Consider the following 24,485-nt stretch of genomic DNA (forward strand, 5'->3'; position numbering starts at 1 on the left):
CCTATTTTATAAATCTATTGGGCATTCACTACTAACCTTCAAAGAACATCAACTTCAGACAAAGCAGTGAGACGCAGGCAGACTAGCTGAAAAGCAACGGCTGTTCAGTTGCTTTTAGAGCAAGGCAGCAAGGCGAGCTAACCAACTAATAAAAGAATTCTGACCATGTTCTTACTTACTTCAAAGAAAATCGGCTCCAGACAAGGCAGTGAGACGCAGGCACACTATCTGAAAAGTAAAGGCTGTTCAGTTGCTTTTAGTGCAAGGCAGCGAGACGAAGACAGTACTTAAGTACGGCGAGACGAGCTAACCAAGCAATAAAAGAGTTCTGAGCAGCCGAATTAGCCGTTGGTACGCTTAACAGAGTACACCTCCGGCACACTCTTAATCTTATCCACAACTGTTGTCAACATAGACAAGTTTGGAATCCCAAAGGAAATGTGTATATTGGCAAATTTCATATCTTTGGTTGGTTGGGCATTAACAGTTGAGATCATCTTAGCTGTATTGGAGAGGACTTGGAGCACGTCGTTCAGAAGGCCTGCACGGTTGAGCCCGTAAATATCGATGTGAGCGATATAGTCCTTGGTCGTGTTGTTATCTTCCCACTCCACATCAATCAAGCGTTGCTCGTAGTTGTCTTGGGCACGTAGGTTCATACAGTCTCGACGATGAATCGCAACACCGCGCCCTTTGGTAATGTAGCCGACGATTTCATCACCTGGAACTGGGTTACAGCACTTTGCAATCCGAATCAAGAGCCCAGAAGCACCTTGGATGACCACGCCACCTTCGTGACGGACCTTGAGGGTGTCTTTTTTATTTTCAACCTTGACCTCGCCACCTTTGACTAGCTCTTCTGCTTCTGCGCGTGCCTTAGCCCGCTCTTCTTCTCGGCGTTCATCCTCCGTCAAGCGGTTAAAGATGGTAATAGCCCCAATCTCTCCAAAACCAATCGCCGCAAACAAGGCTTCTTCTGTCTTATAGCTTGATTTTTGTAGCACTTTGTCCATGTGCTTTTTGTCCATGAACTTATTGGCTACCAAGTCATGCTCGTGGAATTGGGCCATCAAGAGGTCACGGCCACGGTTAATAGACAATTCCTTATCTTGATTTTTAAAGAATTGACGGATCTTGTTGCGTGCCTTGCTAGTTTTAACAAGGGTCAACCAGTCACGACTCGGACCAAAGGAATTGGCATTGGTGATAATCTCCACCTGATCTCCCGTCCGAAGTTTGGTATTGAGGGGCACCATCCGGCCATTGACCTTAGCACCAATCGCTTTTTCCCCAACTTTGGTGTGGATTTCATAGGCAAAATCGATCGGTCCGGAATCTTTGGGAAGCGAGCGCACAGTTCCATCTGGAGTGAAGACGTAAATCTCTTCTGCCAGGATGTCTTCTTTTACATTTTCCACGAATTCCTTAGCATCGCCTGACTGGTCTTGGAGTTCCATCATCTCCTTGATCCAGTTCATCCCAATAGCAGATTCCTTACTGTTGACTTGACCTTTGATGCCTTTTTTGTAAGCCCAGTGAGCCGCAACCCCGTACTCAGCGACTTCATGCATTTCCTTGGTTCGGATCTGGAATTCAATCGGTCCTTTAGGGCCGTAGACAGTCGTATGGATGGACTGGTAGCCATTGGCCTTCCGGTTGGCAATATAGTCCTTAAAACGCCCCGGCATCGGCTTCCAGAGCTCATGGATGTAACCCAGCATGGCATAGACATCGCTTGGGGTATCCAGGATACAGCGGATAGCAATCAAGTCATAGATTTCATCAAAGCGTTTCTTCTTATCCTGCATTTTGCGATAGATCGAATAGATATGCTTTGGTCGACCATAAATTTTTCCATGCAGATGGCGTTCCCCAGCATAGGTCTCAATCTTGTGGACAACCTCTTCCACCAACTCTTCTCGCTCGCGACGTTTTTCCTTCATCATATGGGAAATCTTGTAGAATTCGACTTCATTCAGATAACGGAAGGACAAATCCTCAAGTTCCCATTTGACGCTGGAAATCCCGAGACGGTGGGCGAGTGGTGCATAGATCTCCATGGTCTCACGCGAAATGCGCTCTTGCTTATCCTTGCGCAAATGCTTGAGGGTACGCATATTATGCAAGCGGTCTGCCAATTTGACCAAAATGACACGGATATCTTGAGACATGGCCATGAGCATCTTGCGATGGTTTTCCGCCAACTGCTCTTCATGGGACTTGTACTTGACCTTCCCGAGCTTGGTCACCCCATCGACAATCACGCGCACATCATGACCAAATTCGCGCTCTAAATCATCTAAAGTCGCATCCGTATCTTCTACGACATCATGCAAAAAGCCACAGGCGACCGTCACAGCATCCAGTTTCAGCTTGGCAAGGATTCCTGCTACTTGAATTGGGTGGATGATATAAGGCTCGCCAGACTGACGGAATTGCCCATTATGGCAATCAACCGCATAGACCAAAGCCTTTTGCACAAAAGCAACATCTTCAGGTGATAAATATTTTTTTGTAAGGGCAACGACTTGGTCCCCTGTTAAATTCTCTTCTTTCGGCATGTATTTTCTCCAGTTTCTTGGATACTATTTTAACACTTTTAGAAGCAGATGGGAACCAATGAAGCTACTTTAATATACGGATACTTCTCGAAGATCATTCTGGGATCCACCTTGCTTTCATCATTCTTGTAAAAAAACTAACGAAGCGATTCCTTCACTTCGTTAGTTCATTAATTCTGTGACAACACTCACGGCGCTGAGAGCGTAGAGTGGAGCTGTTTCTGCTCGAAGTATGCGAGGCCCAAGTCCTGCAAGGACTGCTCCTTTAGCTGTAAAACTTTTAATTTCTGCAGGGGATAAACCGCCCTCTGGTCCAAAGATAAAGAGTAGTTTACATCCAGCTTCTAAGCCTGTCAGCGACTGAATCAGAGCGGCCGCCTCGCCTTCTTTAGCTGACTCTTCATAGGCCACCACGATCCGGTCAAACTGGTCGAACTGAGCCAGAAAGTCTGCCTTTTTCTCAAAAAGGGTAATGCTTGGGACCAGATTTCGCTTGCTTTGCTCGGCTGCTCCGAGGGCGATTTTTTCTAGTTTCTCGACCTTTTTACCCAATTTCTTGCCGTCCCACTTAGCAACGGACCAGTCTGCAGGGAAGGCCCAGATTTGGCTGGCACCGAGTTCCGTTACTTTCTGAGTGATGAACTCGAGCTTGTCTCCCTTGGGAAAGCCTGATGCGATGGTCACTTGGACTGGCAGTTCCACATTGTCAGCTAATTCCTCGATTAGCTCCAACTTACGGGCTTCTACATTTACCACGCGCGCCAAACGCTTGATCCCATCATCAAAGACCAAAGTCACCTCATCATCTTCTTTTAAGCGCATGACCTGAAACATGTGCTTGCTGGTCTCCTTGTCCTCTATGGTGACAGGTGAGCTAGCCAAACCTTTTACAAAATACTGCTGCATGCTAGCCTCCAATCACACCGGAGATATCCTTGGTCTTCTTGAAGACGCAGGCATTCCATTCCCCTTGGATCATGTGGGTTTCAAGGAAAAATCCAGCTGACTCAGCCGACTCACGTACCATGTCCCATTTGTCCTTGATAATTCCACTCATGATCAGGTAACCTTCGTCCTTGACCAAACGATAAGCATCATCTGTCAGATGGATAAGAATATCCGCCAAGATGTTGGCCACGATGACATCTGCCTCAATCTCCACGCCCTTGAGCAAATCACCTGGAGCTACATGGATGTTTTCCATGCCAGAATTGAGCTCAATATTTTCCTGAGCGACACGAACCGCCACATCATCCAGGTCATAGGCGAAGATTTCCTTGGCACCTAGAAGTGAGCTGGCGATAGAAAGGACACCTGAACCAGTCCCCACATCTAGCACTGTTTCGCCACCGCGAAGAACCTGCTCCAAGGCAAAGAGGCTCATCTTGGTTGTCGGGTGGGTTCCTGTTCCAAAGGCCATACCAGGATCCAGCTTGATAATCTTTTCTCCCGCTGTTGCCTCATAGTCTGTCCATGACGGCACGATGGTCAAGTCATGAGTGATACGAGCTGGTTCATAGTATTTCTTCCAGTTGTCTGCCCAGTCTTCCTCAGCCAAGGCAGTCGTGCCCATCTTGACCTCTCCTAGATCCATAAAGTCGGTCAATTCTGCCAGACGAGCCTGCAAATCCGCTTCAACCGTTGCTACATCAACCGTTTCCGGGTAGTAGGCCGTCACCACGATATCTTCCTGTTGCTCAACCTCTGGGAAAATTTCACCAAAACGATCCACATTCCCCACATAGTCCATGCTGTCTTCAATCGCAACACCCTGCGCTCCTAGCTCAATCAAGAGGTTGGAGACTAGCTCCTCGCCTTCACGCTTCACTGTAACTTTTAACTCTTGCCATGTTTCCATCTGATTCTCCTTAACACTCTATCAATTCTTCTAATTCTTTTAAGGTCTTGCCGTCCTTATTTTTCCAATCCGTTCGTCCATTCGTATTCATTCCTAGTACAAAAGCAGCTGCATAAGATGGGCTGGAGAACAGTTGTTTTTCTTGTAAAACACCATCTTTAATCACATTTGATTTGATTAATTCCTTACGCAATTCTTTTAGACTTGCTGGTATTGCGGGTGAATCAACCTCATCCACTTGACTGCCTTCTAAAACAACAAAACCTTCCGAAGTCTGTTCGCAGATAGCTTCAATCATTCGATTTGATTTCTTTGTTTTTCGCTTCAAATAGAGATGAGTTGAATTTTCATTAGAAACATTCTGATCTGTTTTCTTGGTCATAGGAACAAACACTCGGTACCCTAAGGTTCCTACAATCATCAAAGTATTTTCTACAACCTCATCCAACTCAGACTGCTTTTCTTCTGTTACATTCCCAGAATTGGGCTCATTCCCATTTTTGACAATAAAGCGCCCCGCGTCCTTTGCTAGTTGTGTAAATTTATTTTCCAAGTAACTAATTTCTGTGGGACCAAAGGAATTATTCTGCGTCGTCAAAATAATCACATCATTAAAATAATCTGCATGGTTATCACGAGTATGTTCCTGAACACGTAAAAGGACACCTTCACCATTTTTGCGATTCATCGCCTGCCCAATATAGGTAACATCCTTTTGCTTATTTTCATCACGACCAAATAAGAAATAAATGCCACTTTGCTTCATTTCGTCACGTGATTTTAAATCTGATAATTGAATGCGTGGAATTTTATAGATCACACCTGTCCAATTGGACAAGGTACATTTGATTATACCAGTAACTTCTCCATCCATGAGAAACATGTTGATATTTTTACTACGCTTCATCCTAATTTCTTCTCCACATAATCTCTCACTCGTTCTTGCAATTGGGGAACAACTCGATCTGACTTTAAAAACTCTTCAAAGCTCACTAACTTATAGCCCTGTCCCTCATCTCCAAAGTCAATGTGTTCAAACTCTTCTTTGGCTAGATTGCCAACTAGAAAAACGAACTGTTTTTTCTCATCCAAGAGGCCAGGATAGATCCCAGACCAGATCACTTCCTCTTTCGACAGTTGGATGTTCAATTCCTCATAAACCTCACGCGCCACACACTCAAAAGGACTTTCGTCCCCTTCGCGACCACCACCTGGCAAGTCCCACATATTAGGGTAAGGAATCGTTTCTTTATCATCGCGCAAGATGGTCAAAATTTGCCCCTCACAAATCAAAGCAATTTTACAACCCGTAAATTCGAATCGTGCTTCTAAGCAATCCTCAAGCATGAGCTTCCCCTCCTAATATCTCGGATAAGGATAAAAGGTGCTTTCTTCTAGGCCAACTTTGCCTTCTTCAAAAACTTCTTGGTTCCAGACGATCTCAAAGCTCTCTGCTTCTTCGTCTGCTAAGAAATCCATGAGCTCATCCAAGGCCAGCTCGGCTGTATCTCTAAGGAAAGTCGCAAAATAGGCTAGAAACTCACGAGACAAGCCTTTTTTAGGCTCATAAGGAATCGCTGTTAAATAGGCATCTTCCTCCACATGAGACTTGGCTGGATTGTAGAAGAGCACGGCTTCTTCAAAGAAGATATCCTCGTCAGATTCTTCGCCAGCTTCATCAACCAGTGCAACCCCGCCTGTGTTTTGCGCTTCCAAGAGAAAAGCCACTTCTACCGCATGGTTTTTCTTATCCCAATTGATCTCAAAATCAAAAGGAAAAACCTTGTCCATCTCCTCTTCTAAAACATCCAAAAATCCGTATTTAGACATAGCGTCCTCTTTCTAATTTCCCACTCTTAGAGCGGAATATGATACAATAGTTACTACAATCTTACCATAAAAACCGTCTCTTTGAAAGGAAACAAAGCTAGAAAGGAGAAGGAAATGCCCGACAATCTCGCACTCCGTATGCGACCACGAACGATCGATCAAGTCATCGGTCAACAGCACCTGGTTGGAGAAGGCAAAATCATTCGTCGCATGGTCGAGGCCAATCGTCTGTCCTCTATGATTCTCTATGGACCTCCGGGGATCGGAAAGACCAGTATTGCTTCTGCGATCGCAGGAACGACCAAGTATGCTTTTCGGACCTTTAATGCAACAGTTGACAGTAAAAAACGCCTACAAGAAATCGCAGAGGAGGCCAAATTTTCTGGTGGCTTGGTCCTGCTCTTGGACGAGATCCATCGCCTCGATAAAACTAAACAAGATTTTCTCCTGCCTTTGCTCGAAAGTGGTCTGGTCATCATGATCGGTGCAACGACTGAAAATCCCTTTTTCTCTGTCACACCCGCTATTCGTAGCCGCGTACAAATCTTTGAGCTGGAACCGTTGACGACGGAGGAGGTCAAGCAAGCTCTAAAAACGGCGCTGGACGATCCCGACCGTGGCTTTGATTTTCCAGTCGTGCTCGATGAGGACGCTTTGGATTTCATCGCTACCTCAACCAATGGAGATCTTCGCTCTGCCTTTAATTCTCTCGATCTGGCGGTGCTGTCGACCTCTGAAAATGCAGAAGGAATTCGCCATATTACGCTAGAGATCATGGAAAACAGTCTCCAGCGCAGCTACATCACCATGGACAAAGATGGAGACGGCCACTACGACGTGCTCTCTGCTCTGCAAAAATCTATCCGTGGTTCGGATGTCGATGCTAGTCTCCACTATGCAGCTCGTTTGATCGAAGCCGGAGATCTACCCAGCCTAGCTCGTCGCTTGACTGTCATCGCTTATGAGGATATCGGTCTGGCCAATCCAGATGCGCAGATTCATACCGTGACAGCGTTACAAGCAGCTGAGCGCATCGGCTTTCCTGAGGCCCGCATTCTCATCGCCAACATCGTCATCGATCTAGCCCTTTCGCCGAAATCCAACTCAGCCTACGTTGCCATGGACAAGGCGCTGGCTGATCTTAGAAGTTCTGGCAACCTTCCTATTCCTCGCCACCTCCGCGATGGTCATTATGCTGGAAGCAAGGAACTGGGAAATGCGCAAAACTATAAATACCCTCACAACTACCCTGGCAACTGGGTCAATCAGGACTACTTGCCAGACAAGCTCAAACACGCTTCCTACTTTATTCCCAATGAAAATGGCAAGTACGAGCGTGCTCTCGGAGCCACCAAGGAGAAGATTGATCAATTTAAGAAAAAGTGACATCGGTTTCAAAAAATTGAGATTTTTCCTTGAAATATTTTCAAAATGTGGTATCATATACATATAGAAACGCTGTGGTGTACGACTTCACACTTAAGTGTTGACCGACTATTTTTTGTATTATTAGGGAAACAAAAGACTTCTGGCAGTATGCAGGCCGTTTCACGCGGAAGCAGCTAAGTCAGAGCGAGTTGCCCACCTGCTTAATTGCGCGGGTTCAATACAAATCGTGAAGTATCGGCACCAATACAGCTTTTTATATTTGCCTCCTTAGCTCAGTTGGTAGAGCAGTAGACTCTTAATCTATGGGTCACAGGTTCGAGCCCTGTAGGGGGCATCTACATACAACAGGAAAAAGCCTTGATTTACAAGGCTTTTTTGTTTGTCTATAACTGATTTGCCCCATCATTTGCCCCACATTTTTTTATGAGCAATCTTTCCAGACATCTCTGACTACGAAAAACAAAAAAGCTATCCTACCTTTGCAAATTTAGATAAGATAGCAGAATATTTTAATGCAACTCCAACTCAACTTTTTGGAACAAGTAAGGAGATTGAATTAGAAAAGAGTGTTCTTGAATCGAATGAATACTCTGATAAAGTAAGTGAGATCTTAAAGGCTGTCAAATACATCGAACATTTTCTAGAAACTGATGGACAGTACTTAGAGGATTTACTTTACCTAACAAGAGGCAACCAACTATACACAGAAGATGGAGATGAGTTGTATATTGATCCAACTTCTCAGAAAAGAACATTTCATAACCAATATGAACCTGGTTTTATTGTAGCAAGAGATAAATCCCCACTAGAACTCTTAATTGAAAATAAGGACCTATTAGATTAAAAAAGCGAGGATATGTACTGATCCCAAAAGTTAGACAGAAAAAAATCTAACTTTTGGGATCAGTACATTTTCAACTCTCTTATTTATTTTCTTATCTCACATAATTACTTCACATGTCCAGGCTCATCAAATTCATTTTTTTCAATAACATATGCCACATTTGCATCCTTATTGATCAAAGAACATATATCTATTAAACTACAAAAGCTCTCTGACCGCAAAATTCCGTTAATTTACAACCTTATTCCTACTTTCTATTTTACTTTTCTGACAGATAAGATTATAATAAGGAGTATTTATTTTCGGAGGTTTTTATGTCATTTCTATCAAAAAATTGGGCAGGACTGTTAGTCTGTCTGATCATTTCTATCATCTCTTGGGTTTTAGGAGGCTTTCTGCCTGTTGTGGGAGCACCTGTTTTCGCCATTTTTATCGGAATGATTCTCTACCCCTTTCTCACTTCCTATAAACAACTGGATGCTGGATTGACTTACAGCTCTAAAAAATTACTTCAATACGCTGTTATCTTGCTCGGTTTCGGTCTCAATATTTCACAAGTTTTTGCAGTTGGGAAATCTTCTCTTCCCGTTATTCTTTCAACCATTTCTATCGCCTTGATTGTAGCTTATCTCTTCCAGAGATTTTTTGACTTAGATACAAAGCTAGCTACCTTGATTGGTGTTGGTTCCTCTATTTGTGGAGGTTCTGCTATTGCTGCTACAGCCCCTGTCATTCATGCTAAAGAAAAAGAGGTGGCTCAAGCCATCTCTGTCATCTTTTTCTTCAATGTCTTGGCAGCTCTTATCTTTCCAACTCTAGGTTCTTGGCTCCATCTCTCCAACGAAGGTTTTGCTCTCTTTGCGGGTACTGCGGTCAACGATACTTCCTCTGTAACAGCCACAGCTAGCGCCTGGGATAGTCTGTATCATACCAATACTCTAGAATCTGCAACCATTGTCAAACTGACTCGTACCTTAGCTATTATCCCTATTACTCTCTTCCTCTCCTATTGGCAAAGCCGTCAACAAGACAACAACCAAGGAGTAAAGCTTAAAAAAATCTTCCCCGTTTTCATTCTCTACTTCATCCTAGCTTCTCTGCTAACTACCGTCCTTACTTCTTTTGGTGTTAGCAATAGCTTCTTTTCACCTCTCAAACAGCTCTCCAAATTCCTCATCATCATGGCTATGAGTGCTATTGGTCTCAAAACTAACCTCGTTGCTATGATCAAATCCAGTGGAAAATCCATTCTTCTTGGAGCCCTTTGCTGGATCGCTATCATCCTGACTAGTCTTGGCATGCAATTACTCATCGATATTTTCTAAGAAAAAAGGGAGCCTAAAGGCTACCTCAGAACGTAGACAAACGTCATTTTTGGCGTTTGTCTTTTTGTATCTTCAAAGATATTTTGTCTTATCATCTACTATTCCATCCAAAAATCTGATTTAAAGCAAAATAAAAAGGGATATTCCCTATCCATTTCGATAATTTTTTCATTAATTTGTTTTTCCATTTTATCCTCCGATTAGTCTCGCACTGATATTTATTGATAACAACACTATATTTCTAGTATAGCATAATCATTAGATATTATAGGTTTTCAAACCAAATGAGAGTCATTCGTTTTTGCCCCACTTTTGCCCCATTTTTAAATCATGACATTGGAAATACCTAAAAGTACTTCCCTAAAATCACTTATATTTCAATATTTTTAATTACTCTCAATATGAAAATCCTTTCCAAATCCATGTAGGGGGCATCTAAATCAACAGGAAAAAGCCTTGATTTATAAGGCTTTTTTGCTTGTCTATAACTGATTTGCCCCATCATTTGCCCCACATTTTTTTATGAGCAATCTTTCCAGACATCTCTGATTACGAAAAACAAAAAAGCTATCCTACCTTTGCAAATTTGGATAAGATAGCAGAATATTTTAATGCAACTCCAACCCAACTATTTGGAACTAGTAAAGAGATTGAGTTAGAAAAGAGTGTTCTTGAATCTAATGAATACTCTGATAAAGTAAGTGAGATTTTAAAAGCTGTCAAATACATCGAAGATTTTCTAGAAACTGATGGACAGTACTTAGAGGATTTACTTTACTTAACAAGAGGCAACCAACTATACACAGAAGATGGAGATGAGTTGTATATTGATCCAACTTCTCAGAAAAGAACACTTCATAACCAATATGAACCTGGTTTTATTGAAGCAAGGGATAAATCTCCACTAGAACTCTTAATTGAAAATAAGGAATTGTTTGATAAATAGAAAAAGCGAGGATAACCTCGCTTCAGATTGAAGTTAAAATCTTTAGAAGACACTTTTATAAGGACTTTGTCTTCAATCTGTGAAAAGGAGTGAAAACTCCTTTTCTTTTTGTAAGTCAGACTGAAACTTCCAAATTGTTTATTTATTTTATTGACATTTTCTATAAAAATAAGTACAATAGTTTTATTAGCAAACTATACTATATAGGGGGTATTGAAATGAAATTTTCTAATCGTTTACTGCTATTCCTTGCAGGAGTTGTTTTTGTCCTTTTAGGACTTTTCCTATTTACAAACCCAGTAGCTAATCTTGTTGCTTACAGCTGGTGGATTTCATTTGGTTTACTGGTTTCTTCTATAGCAGCTATTTTAGGCTATTTCTCTGCACCAAAAGAGCTTCGCTCACCTGTTTATCTTTTCCAAGGATTTGTTAGTCTTCTCTTAGCTCTTTACCTCGTTGCTTATGGCTTTGTGACCCTGCCGGTCGTCATTCCGACCATTGTAGGAATTTGGTTAATTGTAGAAGCCATTATTGCTTTCTTTAAAGGCAATCGTCTAAGATTGATTTTCCCTATTATTGGTAGCAATATCATGTGGGTAGCCTTGCTTGAATTTTTACTAGGTCTAGTGATTCTGTTCAATCCAGTGGCTACAGGTGTCTTTGTCGTTTATGTCATTGCCTTTTCATTTTTAGTTACTGGCTTCACCTACATTATTGAGGCCTTTCGTAAATAGTCTAGTTGCTATTTCTATCGCATTCAAAAAAGCTGGGAAATCATATTCTCAGCTTTTTCGTCTCTTTAATTATCACTTTTTCGCATTCCATTCTACGTAGAAATTTGTTTTTCCATTTTATTCTCCAATTTGATCTCGCACTGACATTTATTTATAACAAAACTATATATCTAGAATAGCATAATCATTAGGTATTATAGGTTTTCAAACAAAATACGAGTCATTCGTTATTTTTGCCCCACTTTCGCCCCATTTTGAAATATTTACATTGAAAATACCTAAAAGTATTTCCCTAAAATCAGCTATATTTCAATATTTTTGTTTATTTTCAATATGAAAAGTTCTTACAAATTCATTCTCTTCCCAAGTAATAATATCTCCAAAGGCTGTTACGAACATCGGAAAAAGAAGTAAGGAACTATTCATAATAATAGCCGTAGCAAATCTTTGCATTTTTGTCTTATCTTTTTTAAGATAGTACTATTAAAAAAAGAAAAGGTGAAAATCATGGAAACATATACACTTGCAAATGGGGTTGCTATTCCTAAAATTGGTTTTGGAACTTGGCAAATTGCTGAAGGCGAAGAAGCCTATAACAGCGTTAGCTTCGCACTTAAGGCGGGTTACACACATATTGATACCGCACAAATTTACGGTAACGAGGTTTCCGTAGGTAAGGCGATTGCTGATAGTGATTTGGCACGTGAGGATATTTTCCTAACTACCAAACTTTGGAATGATAAGCACGATTACGAGTTGGCTAAGACTTCTATCGATGAGTCTCTCGAAAGACTTGGTGTGGATTATTTGGATCTTTTGCTTATCCATTGGCCTAATCCAAAGGCGCTTCGTGAGAATGATGCTTGGAAGGCTGGCAATGCGGGTGCATGGAAGGCTATGGAAGAAGCTTACAAAGAAGGTAAGGTGCGTGCTATCGGTGTGTCTAACTTTATGCAACATCACCTAGAAGCTCTTATTGAAACAGCTGAAATTGTTCCACATGTCAATCAAATCCTCTTGGCTCCAGGTTGTGACCAAGAAGACTTAGTTGCCTATTGCCAAGAGCGCGATATCCTTATTGAAGCCTATAGTCCACTAGGTACAGGTGGTATTTTTGGAAATGAAGATGTTGAAGCAGTGGCTGAACGTAACGGTAAATCTGTGGCACAAGTTGCTCTGCGTTGGAGCCTTCAAAAAGGTTTCTTGCCACTACCTAAGTCTGTGACACCTAAAAATATAAAAGCTAACTTGGATATCTTCGACTTCGACTTATCAGAGGAAGATATGGCAGTCTTGGATAAGATTCAAGGCATCAAAACTCAGGATGATCCTGACACAGTTAATTTTTAATAGGATTTTAAGCAACCCATCAGGGTTGCTTTTTAGTGTGTTCCACATCTTTAAAACCTCCTAATGCGAGGAGTGGAACAAAACCGAAACCTACAAGTAAATGACAAAAGAAGTCAAGATTTTGACAATTCGCGCCACATGAAATTATTTAAGCATATCCTTTTCTTTCATTACCATTTTCTGTTATAATGTATTGTATTTCTAAAGTAGAAAGGTATTAATATGACAACTCTTATTAAGCATAAACGTGTAGAATTTTCAGAACTTTTTTATGACTTAGTTTTTGTTTTTGCAATTTCAAAAGTAACTACTTTAATTGACCATCTTCATAACGGTATTTTGACTTGGAATTCTTTCCTTGATTTTTTCATTGCTACTTTGGTTCTCATCGATTCCTGGATGATTCAAACCGATTATACCAATCGCTATGGAAAGAACTCTTTATTTAACATAGTAATCATGTTTATCAAAATGGGAATTTTACTCTTTATAACCAATATGATTGGACCTGATTGGCAACAATATTTTCATTATCTCTGTTGGGCTATTGGTACATTAACCCTTACCTTATTTTTTCAATATTTGGTTGAATTTTTTAGAAAATCAACCGATGATGTTAATCGGGAAAATATCAAAGGTTTTCTATGGATAACAGGTCTAGGAAGTTTAGGAGTCTATCTAACAGCTCTTCTTCCTATTTACGTTGGAGTCTATATCCTTTATGCTAGTATTCTGCTAACATTTATTATGCCAAGTATCTTGCTTAATAAAGATAAGCATTACCAGGTAAATCTCCCCCATTTAATCGAGCGCATCTCCCTTCTTGTCATTATTATGTTTGGAGAGATGATTACGGAGCTAGCTAACTTCTTTACAATCGAGAATTTCTCGATTTATTCGGTTCTTTATTTCATTATTATGATTTCTCTGTTCTTGTTTTATTTTGGTCAATTCGACCATGCTATTGATGAAAAATCTAATCAAAAGGGGCTATTTCTAATTTACAGTCACTATCCTATTTTCATTGGACTTATGATGATGACTGTATCGATGGGCTTTCTTCAGAATCCTGAAGCTAATCGTCTCTTTGCAACCAGCTTCTCTTATATCGGATTTGGCCTCTTTCAAGCTGCTGTCCTAGTAAATGGACCCCATAACAAACACTATCTTCGCTATTCGAAAAGTTACTACTGTGTCCAAGCGACACTCTATCTGGCTGCCTTGATTCTCTCTTTAATCTTTGCTTCTAATCCTATAATAGTAGTGAGTATTACAACCATTTTAGCTCTAGCTATAGCCATTCATTTTATTTATTTTTATATGACACAGAATAAAAAATATTCCAAATCTAACTGGGGATTATTTTAATGAGTTTATAACATTAAAAAGCTTTGGGAACCAAGGCTTTTTTTTCATTAATTTGTTTTTCCATTTTATCCTCCGATTTGAACTCGCACTGACATTTATTTATAACAAAATTATATATCTAGAATAGCATAATCATTAGGTATTATAGGTTTTCAAACCAAATGTGAGTCATTCGTTTTTGCCCCACTTTTGCCCCATTTTTAAATCCTGACATTGAAAATACCTAAAAGTATTTCCCTAAAATTAGCTATATTTCAACATTTTTGTTTATTTTCAATATGAAAAGTTCTTACAAATTCATGCAGGGGGCATCTAAATCAACAGGAAAAAGCCTTGAAATCAAGGCTTTTTTGCTTGTCTTAAGAGTATTTAGCTCACTTTTTTAGATACTATAATGTAGCCTACGAAGTTAAATCATTCTGCACCATTGTTATTCCATTTAAAATAAAAACCACCTTTGAACCCTACCAAACAATTGACAGTTCTTCACCGAATCCGCTATGATAAGGGTACTTGAAATTCCGAGTTTTCATAGCATTTAAAATGTAAGGAGTCCAAAATGAAAATCTATTATTCAAAATATGTCGGATATGGCTTTTTGGCTTTTGCCTGTGCGCTCTTTATCCACTTAGCTTTTTTATCGCTCCTAGGTTTTGAGGGAATTCCCAAAGTCAGTTTCGTCACCCTCATTCAGATCCTTTTATTTCTAATTGCGATCTATGCAACCATTGCTGGGATCAAAAGACTGACTAGCCGTCAGATCGCTTTTGAACTGACTTCTGATGGGATCCATGCTTATCAGGGAGTGATCCTGACAAAAGATATCTTTATCCCCAAGGAAGATTTGGTGAGTGCAGCCTATAAAGTGGCTGACGTTAGTGACCCCGATCACCAAAATAGTAAGAGTTATTTTATCGAATTTCAGCTGAGGGAAAATACTGCACTAGAAAATCTCTCAAAATCTAATACGATCATTGACACAGAGCACCATACCGTAAAACTCTTCGTCAATTTTTGTAAATTTAAGGAAGAAGATTGGCAAAACCTATCCAAGTACTTGACGAACGAATACCATTTACAAATATTCGACTAACTTGATTGTAGCTATCAAATCAAAAAACGTTTACCTTGTTCAACCGATCTTATTAAACGTAAAAAATGAATTCATCTTTTTCTAGTGAAAGGGTTTTCTTCCCGGTGTGTAATATGATATAATAACCATATAAATGAAAAAGGAGTTTTTTTATGAAAAAAACAGGTAAAGTTTTAGGTTTGGGAATTTCACTATTAACTATCTCAACTTTAATGGCTTGTAGCTCTATTTCAAAACTACACTCGTCATCAAAAGAAGATAAAACAGAAGCTACTTCTAGCACTTCCGAAAAGAAAGGGATCATAGATAAAGCAAAAGAAAAATTGGGTGTTGACAAATTTGACCCTCAGGATACATCTGATCAAACAATCGAATCCATCAAAACCTATGAGGATTACTTGATAATGTATGAAAAGATTATACAAGATTATTTTGATCAATGTGAAGCTGTGTATAAGGAAAAAGGCCTAGGCGATGATGCTTCTTTTGAAGAACAGAAAAAATCTTTAACTCAATCAATGGAAGATCAGAAAAAACAATATGGTGCATTAAAGAACTCTCCAATTCAAGGAAAAGAGCATATTGTCCAATTTCTTAAAGAATACAGAGACTCTCTCAAAGAGTTGGTTGATCAATTAGCAGCTAGCTAAGCAAGAGAATCTTCTAATTTCCAAGGAAAACCGGTCCCTGGGGTCGGTTTTTTATGAACATTCATTTAAAACAAATTTGCTCTATAGGGGAGAAAAAAATGGATTATCAACTATTACCTCATGAATTTATGATAATGCACAGCGACCACGTTTGTTTTGGGAACTCAACCACTTTAACAGACGAATTGATTTTGACAAATCTAAATTTAGTCCATATTAAAAAAGGAATCTTTGGAGGAAAGAAAAGTCAACAATTGATTCCTATTAATCAAATCAAATTGTTCGAGGGAAAACCACAGGTTTCGGTCTGTAAAGTAAATGGATCAAAACGCTTAGAAATATACTACAATGGAGGCCAAGTCGTTTTTGGGTTCGATAACGCTAAAGATACCGACAAATGGGCTTCCAATTTAATTAAGCTTGTAACAGGAGATACAAGTAATTTTGATAAGTTAGGAGATAGTAGCCTGTTTGGAGTAGATGTTTTAGCTGAAACTCTAAAAGATACTTTTAACGTCTTTAAAACAGGATTAGGAATTAAAGAGAAAGAGCCTGAAAGAATCACCACAAAGTGTACTTTTTGCGGAGCTCCTTTGTCAGGATTAGCTAAACAAACAGTAAGATGCTCATATTGCGATATGGAACAAAATCTATAGGAGAGTAACAAATGGGATTTATTAAAGCAGTAACAGATTCAATTGGTGGTACATTTGCTGATCAGTGGAAAGAAATCATTACAGTTCAAGCTTTTGACGAACATACAGCAGTAAGCCCTGGTATTCTTCAGGAAAACAACAACGGTAGAGGGGTTAATAATAAGGGATCTGTAGGCGTTATCTCCAATGGTTCTAAAATTTTTGTCCCAGAGAATACAGCCGCTTTTATCTTTAGCCAATCCGGAATCGAGGAAATCATTACTAAACCAGGTGGATACGAATACCAAAATGGAGAAAATAGTATCTTTAATGGTGACGGAATAAAAAAATCACTTTTCGATAATGTAGTAAACCGTGTTGGTTTTGGTGGCCAGAGTGATCAACAAAAACAGATTTCTTTTGTAAATTTACGAGAGATCCGGGATATTAAATTCGGAACCCGCGGACCCGTTATGTATAACGATTTGTTTTATGGAGCTGACTTAGAAGTGCGAGCATTCGGTACATTCTCTATTCAAATTACAGATGCAGAACGATTTGTCCGCAACTTTCTTCCTGCAAATGTTAGTTATTATACGTTTGATAGCCTGCAAGCGAGGTCCCAAATTGTAACTGAATTTTTACAATCTTTTATTGTAGCTCTAAATTCTCTATCTACTACTTACCGAATTTCACAATTACCATCACAAGCAACAGTTCTAGCAAACCAAGTAGCTTGTGATAATCAATATGCTGGAACTTGGAAAGAACGTTTTGGTTTTGAAATTATAAAAGTAGCTATTGCAAATATCGAATTCTCACCTGAATCTAAGGAGTTAGTAAAACAATTTTCATCCAATAAGATGAACTTAAAAGCATATGATGATGTATCACAGAAATCATCTAATATTGCAGCCCAACAAAAGATCGCTTCGGGAATTGAACAGCATGGTCTCGGAGATGGCCCTGGAATGATCTTTGGAATGAATATAGCTCAACAATTAGATGACAGAGCAAGCAAGCCGACGATGACTTTTGACGAACAAATAGAGATGCTGACAAAGTTAAAATCACTTTTAGATGCAGGCATTCTATCTCAGGATGAATTTGACCAAAAGAAAAAAGAAATCATGGATTTATAATAAGAAAATGAGTAGGGGTAACTCCTACTCATTTTCTTATTTAACTGCTCTTAGTTCCTCATTTTTCCTTTGGGTACGAGCAGATAGAAAAATAGCAAATTCAATCCAAATACGGCAACAAAGAGCGCTATTTGGGTGGCATCAATCGTTTGTTTCTCAGTCAAATCTTGGATCAGCTTTGTATAATAATAGCCTGGGAATACCCGTTGTAGCTTGCCAACCAAGTCCATAAACCCTCCACTTGCGCCAAGCGTATCAAAGGGAATAATAGTCATGGCGGCTAAAATAATAACTGGAAAGCCAATGGTATCAATCGTCTTGGCATCTACCCTCACCCCAAGTACAAAGCCAATCACACTAAAGTAGATCCCCATCAAGGATAAGAGGAAAAATTGTACCAACAGGCTAGTCGTCACTGGAAAGTGAAAACCTAGAACAGCAACTACTAGCACTGCTAAAAAGATCAAGCTGTTCAGAATCAGTTGTACAATCGATTGATCCCATAAATAGTGCTTGACACTATAGCTTGTAAAGTGGGATTCAAAAGAATAAAAGCCGATATCTGAGGCGATTCGCTTACTAAAAGTTGCAAGGCTATTGCCAATGACCCCGATAAATACAGCAATGCCTAATAAAATACTTGGTGAAACCCCTTTTTGAAGCTGATAAAAGAAGATATACCAGCCTATGGGTAAAATAATGGTGAATAATACGAAGCGCTTATTTCGTAAAACTTGTTTTAATTGAATCTTTTTCATGCTTGTTCCCTTCCTTTATTCATCTCTTCTCGGAAATACTGCTCAATGGTTTGACCAGCCTGATGGATGTCCTCAACAGCCTTTGTTGCAGCAATTCGACCGTCTTTTAAAATCAGGACTTTTGTAAAAAAGGCATCAATTTGGTTAAAATCATGGGTCACCACAACAGATGTAAACTCTTGCTGCTCCAGCAATTTCCAAAAATTATCCACTGCCTCCAAGTCCATGCCTGTCGTCGGCTCATCTAAAAAAATCAACTTTGGATGATTCAAAATGGTTAACAATAAGGACAAGCGTCTCTTTTGACCACCAGAAAGACTTCCCACCATCTGCTCTCTTGATTCTCTCAATTCGACCATTTCTAAGAGTCCATTGATATCAGCCTGCTTCTGCTGATTCATCCGGCTTTTTAATTCGACGAATTCAGCAAGGGTTAGATCCTCGATGAGCAGATCCCCCTGAGGCATCATCCCAATTTCTCTTTGAAAATCAAGCGAAGTCTTTATCGTCCCCGAATCAGCCTGGAGCTGCCCTGCGATAATGTTGAACAGGGTGCTTTTACCTGCTCCATTATTTCCCAGCAAGGCAATTTTGTCTCCTTCTTCTATCGAAAAAGATACCCCCTTTAATACAGCTTTCTCCTTAAATGATTTTGTAATAGATGCTACCTGAAACATAGGATCCCTCTTTTCTTATTGATCTTGTGTCCATTATACGTCAAAGAGAAAGCCTTGGAGGCTCTCTGTCAGAATCTGTCAAAAAATCGTCGTGAATGGTCAAAAAAGAGGCTGGGACAAAAGTCCTAGCCTCTCAATTATTTTTGATTGTCGAGCAAGACGCAGTGGTTGAGTGGGCTCTACTACGCTGATTTCATTAGCTTTTACAGCCCTACTCAACTGTGCGGAGGTGGGACGACGAAATCGAATTCTAACGAATGACCGATTTCTGTCCCACTCTCTCTTCCATTATTCCTTCCAAAAGGTCAGGCTCTGAGTAAATCGGTAGTTTGAACTCTTGGTAGACACTGTCGTTTTGGGATACTTTTCCAGTAATTGTTGGATCTTGTACAAGCCAAGACCGCGGCCCTCTCCTTTACTCGAGTAGTCTTTTTCAAAAATTCTCGCTAACTCTATTTTTTCAGCTTTTGTACTATTTTCAACTATTAAGATGAGGGAGTTCGTATCCTGAAGCATGGCAAGAGTCAGCTGTGGGTCCTCTGATTCGAGACTCGCTTCGATAGCATTGTCACAAAGGATGGATAAGAAGGTGATGAAATCTAAAACCTCGATGAATAAATCACGAACTGGTTCATCGATCTCGACAGAGATCCCAATCCCTTTATTTTGAGCTTCCAATAATTTTGCGGACAGAACACTTTTTACAGCTGGATTTTCGATGTGACTGAGTTTGGCAATATCAAACTTACTATTGTAAAATTGCTGGCCACTCTCTCGAAGAACATTCTCATAGACTTCCCTGATCGCATTGAGGTCTTCGTGCTCAATACTTAATTTGAGACTGGTTAAAATATTCAGGTAATCATGACGAAAGGCACGAATCTCCCCATAGAGCATTTCGACGTGTTGGCTATAGGTGGCTAACTCCTGCAGTTGCCTATCTTTTTGTTCCAGAATTTCTTGTTTCAATCGTTCTTTGGATACCGCATTGAAATACAAGAGCATCACAAAAAACAAAATCAAATAAATACTATTTAACTGTTCCCGTAAAGCATCTGCATGAGGAATAGCATCCTCAAAAACCACCAGACCTACAACACTGACTAAATACACAAACATGGAAAGATCCATCGGGAGTAAGAAACGATTAAAATACTGCCGTTGAAACCCTACTTTTAAATCTGTAAAATCTAGTTTTAACAATTTAGTGATTCCTATATAAACAGGAAAGACCAGCAATTCAAGTAGAGCATCATACCAGCTGACAGATGCCTCATGAACAAGTACGATCCCTAACATTGGAAAGACATAAAAGGCTAAGAGACGCGCAATGAGACTCTCCATGACAACCGGGTAGAGCCCGTAAAAAATATTCAACAGGTGTCGTATGTTACGATTTCGGTAGAAACTATAGGCAATAAATACTAAGAAATAGCCAAAAAAGCCTACCGGTGGCACAAGGGTAAAGATAATTGCAAAGAAGAAGGGGCACAAAAAGAGCCAGCGCAAGGTGAACTCTTGTCTACTGATATGACGATAGATCAGCATGCTGACGAAGAACTTTAGGTAAAATATTAGAACATCTAACAGCAATTCTTTCTCCCTCTATTTTTTCAAAGCTTCCAGTAAGCCTCTGTACTTGGTCCGTGAGATCAAGCAATTGTCCCCATTTTCAAAAAAAGCTTTCTTGGCTTCTTTATCAATCTTCGTAATATTTTGCGGATTCACCACAAAGGAGCGGTGGCACCGATACAAGCGGGGATCTGCTTTTTCGATATCGGTAATACTAGCGTAAAATTCCAAGCGCTCTTCCTGGGTGTGTAAAATGACCTTGTGAATGGTTGGAGACGTTTCAACATACAAAATCTTATTAAAAGGAACTTGTACACGCGCCATCGCACTCTCAAACGTAAAGGCATCTTGCGCAATCGTGGTCCCAGCTTGCTCCAAGGTATAATCGATGGCTGAGCTGATTCTCTCTTTGAACTCTTCCTCACCCAGCGTTTTATCGATAAAATCCAAGGCAGCTACTTTGTACTGAAAGGTAATGGGCATGAATTCAGAGTGAGTGGTGACAAAGACAATGGTCGCATGGGGATCTTTCTTACGAATCTCTTTTGCGATCTCCAGTCCTTTTTTCTCCTCACCTTTAATCTCGATATCTAAAAAGAATAGGTGATGGGCGCCTCTCTCTGTGATAGCATCCAGCAACTGACTTGACTTCCCAAACACTTCTGGCGCTTTGCATTGCAAGGATTTTTGACGGATGAGATCCTGCAAGACCGCTTCGATACGCGATTGTTGGATCCATTCATCTTCTAACACAAAAATCTTCAACAAAGTCCTCACTCCTTCCCCTCTACGAATATGTTCTATTTTACCATAAATGATGCCTGCTAAGCCACTCTTTCAAAGGAGACTCAAAGGCCTTCTACTTTTTTTCTTAACAAAAAAACTCTCCCGGAGGAATCCGGAAGAGCTTGCGCAAGGGGAATTTGAAAAATATTTTTTAATATGAAAAAGGTCGATAAAATCTATGCTATGTTCAAACTCTCATTTTACTAGCAGCGATATTACGATCAAGTTTTATTGTCAATAGACATGTATGTGGGAAGTTCTCCCCTTGCAACAATGTAGACCTGTGATCTACTCTTACTAGTATACACTAGAATTATTACAAAATCAGTTAATTTGTATTGCAATTTGTTGGCAAATATCCCTCTGCCTGAAAACACCGCAAATGCTTGATTCCCAAGCATCTACGCAAGTCCTCTTTAATTAGTATTTATCATTTCTGTTACAAAATTTAAAATAAAAATATTATTCCATAACAAATGAAAATCCCAAAGCACGATAAAAAAGGAGGAACGATATTTTCCTCCCTTTGAGCTAGTAAGACACTTCGGTAAGGCACCATGGTGCTTGCCGTAGTCTAATGAGGTGCTTCAGCACCCATTAGACTACGTGTCTTACATCATCCCACCCATCATGCTTGGATCCATTCCTGGTCCTGCTGGGGCTGCTGGTTCTGGTTTGTTGGCTACGACTGCTTCGGTTGTCAAGATCAGACTCGCTACGGAAGCGGCGTTTTGAAGGGCTGAACGGCTCACTTTAACTGGGTCGATGATTCCTGCATCAATCATATTCACCCATTCACCTGTTGCGGCATTGAAACCTGTTCCGACTTCGGCATTTTTCAAGCGATCAATCACAATAGATCCTTCGTAACCGGCATTGTGGGCAATTTGGCGCACCGGTTCTTCCAAAGCACGAAGAACGATATTGCGTCCGGTCGCTTCATCTCCTTCTAATTCAAGGGCTGCGACTGCAGAGATGACATTGACAAGGGCTGTACCACCTCCGGCAACGATCCCTTCTTCAACGGCTGCGCGAGTCGCATTAAGGGCATCTTCGATACGAAGTTTCATTTCTTTCAATTCTGTTTCTGTTGCAGCACCAACCTTGATTACGGCAACGCCACCAGACAATTTAGCCAAACGTTCTTGTAATTTTTCACGGTCAAATTCAGAGGTTGTGGTTTCGATTTGTGACTTGATGACCGCCACACGGTTAGCGATCGCTTCTGGGTTACCAGAACCTTCGACAATGACGGTACTGTCTTTATCAACTGACACTTTAGCTGCTTGACCAAGCGCTTCAATGGTTGCATCTTTCAATTCCAAACCAAGATCGTCTGTAATGACTGTACCACCTGTCAAGATGGCAATGTCTTCTAGCATGGCTTTGCGGCGATCTCCAAATCCTGGTGCCTTGACAGCTACGACATTAAAGGTACCACGGATCTTGTTCAAGACAAGTGTTGGAAGAGCTTCGCCATCGACATCATCTGCGATGATCAAGAGTGGACGGTTGCTTTGAAGAATGCTTTCCAACAATGGCAAGATTTCTTGGATATTTGAAATCTTCTTGTCCGTAATCAAAATGTATGGATTTTCAAGATCGGCTACCATTTTTTCATTGTCCGTCACCATGTATTGTGAAAGGTAACCACGGTCAAACTGCATGCCTTCAACCACTTCAAGCTCGGTTTCCATACCACGAGATTCTTCAATGGTGATGACCCCATCTTTGCCAACTTTTTCCATAGCTTCAGAGATGTACTCACCGACTTTTTCAGAACGCGAAGACACAGCAGCTACTTGAGCAATGGCTTCCTTGCTCGATACTGGAATTGCATTGTTTTTCAAAGCTTCTACTGCTGTTGCAACAGCAGTCTCGATCCCACGGCGGATACCGATTGGGTTCGCTCCTGCTGTAACGTTCTTGATCCCTTCACGGACGATAGCTTGGGTCAAGACAGTCGCAGTCGTTGTCCCGTCACCTGCGATATCATTGGTCTTAGAAGCCACTTCTGAAACCAATTTGGCACCCATATTTTCAAAATGGTCTTCCAATTCGATTTCTTTGGCGATGGTCACACCGTCATTTGTGATCAAAGGCGAACCAAATGATTTTTCAAGAACCACATTGCGTCCTTTAGGGCCCAAAGTAACTTTCACTGTATCTGCTAAGACATCGACACCACGGACCATTGCAGAACGTGCATCTGATGAAAATTTAATATCTTTTGCCATTTCTCTTACCTCTTTCTTCTCTTACTCTACAATTGCAAGAATGTTTGATGTTCCAACGATGGTGTAGGTTTCTTCCCCATCTTTAACTTCAATTCCTGCATGGCTTTCAACCAAAACTTGGTCTCCTGCTTTTACAGCTGGGGCGATGAGTTCACCACTTAGGGTACGCACGCCTGCACCAACAGCCACTACTTCAGCTGTTTTTGTATCGGCCTTGCTCGCACCTGCGAGGACAAAACCTCCAACAGTCTGTTCTTTTTCTTCTACTTTTAAGACCACACGGTCTCCTAATGGTTTTAACATATTCATTCCTCCATACGCGTTTTTAGCACTCTCTTTGTCCAAGTGCTAACTTATGTTTCTATTGTATCACTTGGTCAGAAATAGTCAAGAAAAAAACACCTCAAAAATAGATGAGATGTTTCTAAAATTTCAATTTAAAATTGTCAATTTTTGATTGAAATCATCGATCACTTTTTGAAGATTGATCCGCCCGCGGTAGATACCATATCCAAAAACAATCATGCCTAAAATTCCAACCAAGGCTAGTAAAATCCCTAGGATCAAGAGTGGGAGGAAACTTTTGTGAAAGAGATAGATCAAGACCACACCAATACTGGCAATGATAAAGAGTAAGCTAAACCAACGACCAAGGTTTTCAAGCATGTGACGTTGGTACTTGATTTCTGTTTCATATCCATTGACAAGTTCTTGTTTTGTAACCATGGGA

Annotated in this window: 24 protein-coding genes, 1 tRNA gene and 1 other RNA gene; 13 read left to right on the forward strand and 13 right to left on the reverse strand. The window is 40.4% G+C overall.

The features are described from left to right. Window positions 1–341: 341 nt before the first annotated feature. The 6 genes from H7T97_RS00515 to H7T97_RS00540 all read right to left on the reverse strand — a co-directional run bounded on the left by H7T97_RS00515 (window position 342) and on the right by H7T97_RS00540 (window position 6,249). The gene (locus H7T97_RS00515) at window positions 342–2,561 is read right to left on the reverse strand and encodes a RelA/SpoT family protein (RefSeq protein ID WP_070465231.1); all 2,220 of its coding nucleotides are present in this window, start codon (window positions 2,559–2,561) and stop codon (window positions 342–344) included. A 162-nt stretch (window positions 2,562–2,723) separates the two neighbouring features. Next, entirely contained in the window at window positions 2,724–3,467 is a 744-nt protein-coding gene (locus H7T97_RS00520; RefSeq protein WP_003009896.1) for a 16S rRNA (uracil(1498)-N(3))-methyltransferase, read from the reverse strand. A 1-nt stretch (window position 3,468) separates the two neighbouring features. Further along, a complete protein-coding gene (prmA, locus tag H7T97_RS00525; RefSeq protein WP_201088953.1) occupies window positions 3,469–4,419 on the reverse strand; it encodes a 50S ribosomal protein L11 methyltransferase in 951 nt (316 codons plus the stop codon). Between the two features lie 10 nt (window positions 4,420–4,429). Then, window positions 4,430–5,326, reverse strand: coding sequence for a GIY-YIG nuclease family protein (locus tag H7T97_RS00530; protein ID WP_195189936.1), 897 nt, complete (start codon window positions 5,324–5,326; stop codon window positions 4,430–4,432). Beyond that, complete coding sequence (locus tag H7T97_RS00535) at window positions 5,323–5,766, reverse strand: NUDIX hydrolase (RefSeq protein WP_201088955.1); 444 nt, start codon at window positions 5,764–5,766, stop codon at window positions 5,323–5,325. Before H7T97_RS00535 ends, H7T97_RS00530 begins: the two co-directional genes overlap by 4 nt. Before the next feature lie 12 nt (window positions 5,767–5,778). Further along, entirely contained in the window at window positions 5,779–6,249 is a 471-nt protein-coding gene (locus H7T97_RS00540) for a DUF3013 family protein (RefSeq protein ID WP_003009881.1), read from the reverse strand. Window positions 6,250–6,363: 114 nt separating this feature from the next. On the opposite strand from H7T97_RS00540, the gene H7T97_RS00545 reads away from it, so the two are divergent. The 13 genes from H7T97_RS00545 (at window position 6,364) to H7T97_RS00605 (ending at window position 17,725) form a co-directional block, all read left to right on the forward strand. Beyond that, entirely contained in the window at window positions 6,364–7,635 is a 1,272-nt protein-coding gene (locus tag H7T97_RS00545; RefSeq protein WP_037608262.1) for a replication-associated recombination protein A, read from the forward strand. 66 nt (window positions 7,636–7,701) lie between these two features. After that, window positions 7,702–7,894, forward strand: a non-coding RNA gene (gene ssrS, locus H7T97_RS00550) — 6S RNA. 5 nt (window positions 7,895–7,899) lie between these two features. After that, window positions 7,900–7,972, forward strand: a tRNA-Lys gene (locus H7T97_RS00555). Window positions 7,973–8,068: 96 nt separating this feature from the next. After that, on the forward strand, window positions 8,069–8,482 hold the full coding sequence (locus H7T97_RS00560) for a helix-turn-helix domain-containing protein (RefSeq protein WP_081103087.1): 414 nt from the start codon (window positions 8,069–8,071) through the stop codon (window positions 8,480–8,482). 314 nt (window positions 8,483–8,796) lie between these two features. Continuing rightward, complete coding sequence (locus H7T97_RS00565) at window positions 8,797–9,807, forward strand: YeiH family protein (protein WP_155199190.1); 1,011 nt, start codon at window positions 8,797–8,799, stop codon at window positions 9,805–9,807. Window positions 9,808–10,336: 529 nt separating this feature from the next. Beyond that, complete coding sequence (locus H7T97_RS00570) at window positions 10,337–10,753, forward strand: helix-turn-helix domain-containing protein (RefSeq protein WP_225305933.1); 417 nt, start codon at window positions 10,337–10,339, stop codon at window positions 10,751–10,753. Window positions 10,754–10,971: 218 nt separating this feature from the next. Then, window positions 10,972–11,487 carry an HdeD family acid-resistance protein gene (locus tag H7T97_RS00575; RefSeq protein WP_003004261.1) on the forward strand — a complete coding sequence of 172 codons (516 nt, stop codon included), beginning with the start codon at window positions 10,972–10,974 and terminating at the stop codon, window positions 11,485–11,487. A 507-nt stretch (window positions 11,488–11,994) separates the two neighbouring features. Further along, window positions 11,995–12,837, forward strand: a complete 843-nt coding sequence (locus H7T97_RS00580; protein WP_201088957.1) for an aldo/keto reductase — start codon at window positions 11,995–11,997, stop codon at window positions 12,835–12,837. Window positions 12,838–13,059: 222 nt separating this feature from the next. Next, entirely contained in the window at window positions 13,060–14,205 is a 1,146-nt protein-coding gene (locus H7T97_RS00585; protein ID WP_201088959.1) for a low temperature requirement protein A, read from the forward strand. Window positions 14,206–14,764: 559 nt separating this feature from the next. After that, window positions 14,765–15,298, forward strand: a complete 534-nt coding sequence (locus H7T97_RS00590) for a hypothetical protein (protein WP_201037030.1) — start codon at window positions 14,765–14,767, stop codon at window positions 15,296–15,298. A 152-nt stretch (window positions 15,299–15,450) separates the two neighbouring features. Further along, window positions 15,451–15,948 carry a hypothetical protein gene (locus tag H7T97_RS00595; RefSeq protein WP_118095969.1) on the forward strand — a complete coding sequence of 166 codons (498 nt, stop codon included), beginning with the start codon at window positions 15,451–15,453 and terminating at the stop codon, window positions 15,946–15,948. 98 nt (window positions 15,949–16,046) lie between these two features. Then, window positions 16,047–16,604, forward strand: coding sequence for a C1 domain-containing protein (locus tag H7T97_RS00600; RefSeq protein WP_118096050.1), 558 nt, complete (start codon window positions 16,047–16,049; stop codon window positions 16,602–16,604). An 11-nt stretch (window positions 16,605–16,615) separates the two neighbouring features. Next, a complete protein-coding gene (locus tag H7T97_RS00605; RefSeq protein ID WP_118095970.1) occupies window positions 16,616–17,725 on the forward strand; it encodes an SPFH domain-containing protein in 1,110 nt (369 codons plus the stop codon). 50 nt (window positions 17,726–17,775) lie between these two features. Here the strand turns inward: H7T97_RS00605 and H7T97_RS00610 are convergent, their stop codons facing one another. The 7 genes from H7T97_RS00610 to H7T97_RS00640 all read right to left on the reverse strand — a co-directional run bounded on the left by H7T97_RS00610 (window position 17,776) and on the right by H7T97_RS00640 (window position 24,481). Next, on the reverse strand, window positions 17,776–18,483 hold the full coding sequence (locus H7T97_RS00610) for an ABC transporter (protein ID WP_201088961.1): 708 nt from the start codon (window positions 18,481–18,483) through the stop codon (window positions 17,776–17,778). After that, on the reverse strand, window positions 18,480–19,160 hold the full coding sequence (locus H7T97_RS00615; protein WP_201088963.1) for an ABC transporter ATP-binding protein: 681 nt from the start codon (window positions 19,158–19,160) through the stop codon (window positions 18,480–18,482). Before H7T97_RS00615 ends, H7T97_RS00610 begins: the two co-directional genes overlap by 4 nt. A 288-nt stretch (window positions 19,161–19,448) precedes the next feature. Then, on the reverse strand, window positions 19,449–20,753 hold the full coding sequence (locus H7T97_RS00620) for a sensor histidine kinase (RefSeq protein ID WP_152905782.1): 1,305 nt from the start codon (window positions 20,751–20,753) through the stop codon (window positions 19,449–19,451). 12 nt (window positions 20,754–20,765) lie between these two features. Beyond that, the gene (locus H7T97_RS00625; protein ID WP_049515783.1) at window positions 20,766–21,500 is read right to left on the reverse strand and encodes a response regulator transcription factor; all 735 of its coding nucleotides are present in this window, start codon (window positions 21,498–21,500) and stop codon (window positions 20,766–20,768) included. A gap of 629 nt (window positions 21,501–22,129) precedes the next feature. Then, entirely contained in the window at window positions 22,130–23,755 is a 1,626-nt protein-coding gene (gene groL / locus H7T97_RS00630) for a chaperonin GroEL (RefSeq protein WP_003004647.1), read from the reverse strand. 21 nt (window positions 23,756–23,776) lie between these two features. Beyond that, window positions 23,777–24,058: a co-chaperone GroES gene (gene groES / locus H7T97_RS00635; RefSeq protein ID WP_201088965.1), complete on the reverse strand. Its 282-nt coding sequence runs from the start codon at window positions 24,056–24,058 to the stop codon at window positions 23,777–23,779. A gap of 129 nt (window positions 24,059–24,187) precedes the next feature. After that, the gene (locus H7T97_RS00640; protein ID WP_003004348.1) at window positions 24,188–24,481 is read right to left on the reverse strand and encodes a hypothetical protein; all 294 of its coding nucleotides are present in this window, start codon (window positions 24,479–24,481) and stop codon (window positions 24,188–24,190) included. Window positions 24,482–24,485: the final 4 nt, after the last annotated feature.

This window comes from Streptococcus parasanguinis (assembly GCF_016648925.1).
Classification (GTDB): domain Bacteria; phylum Bacillota; class Bacilli; order Lactobacillales; family Streptococcaceae; genus Streptococcus.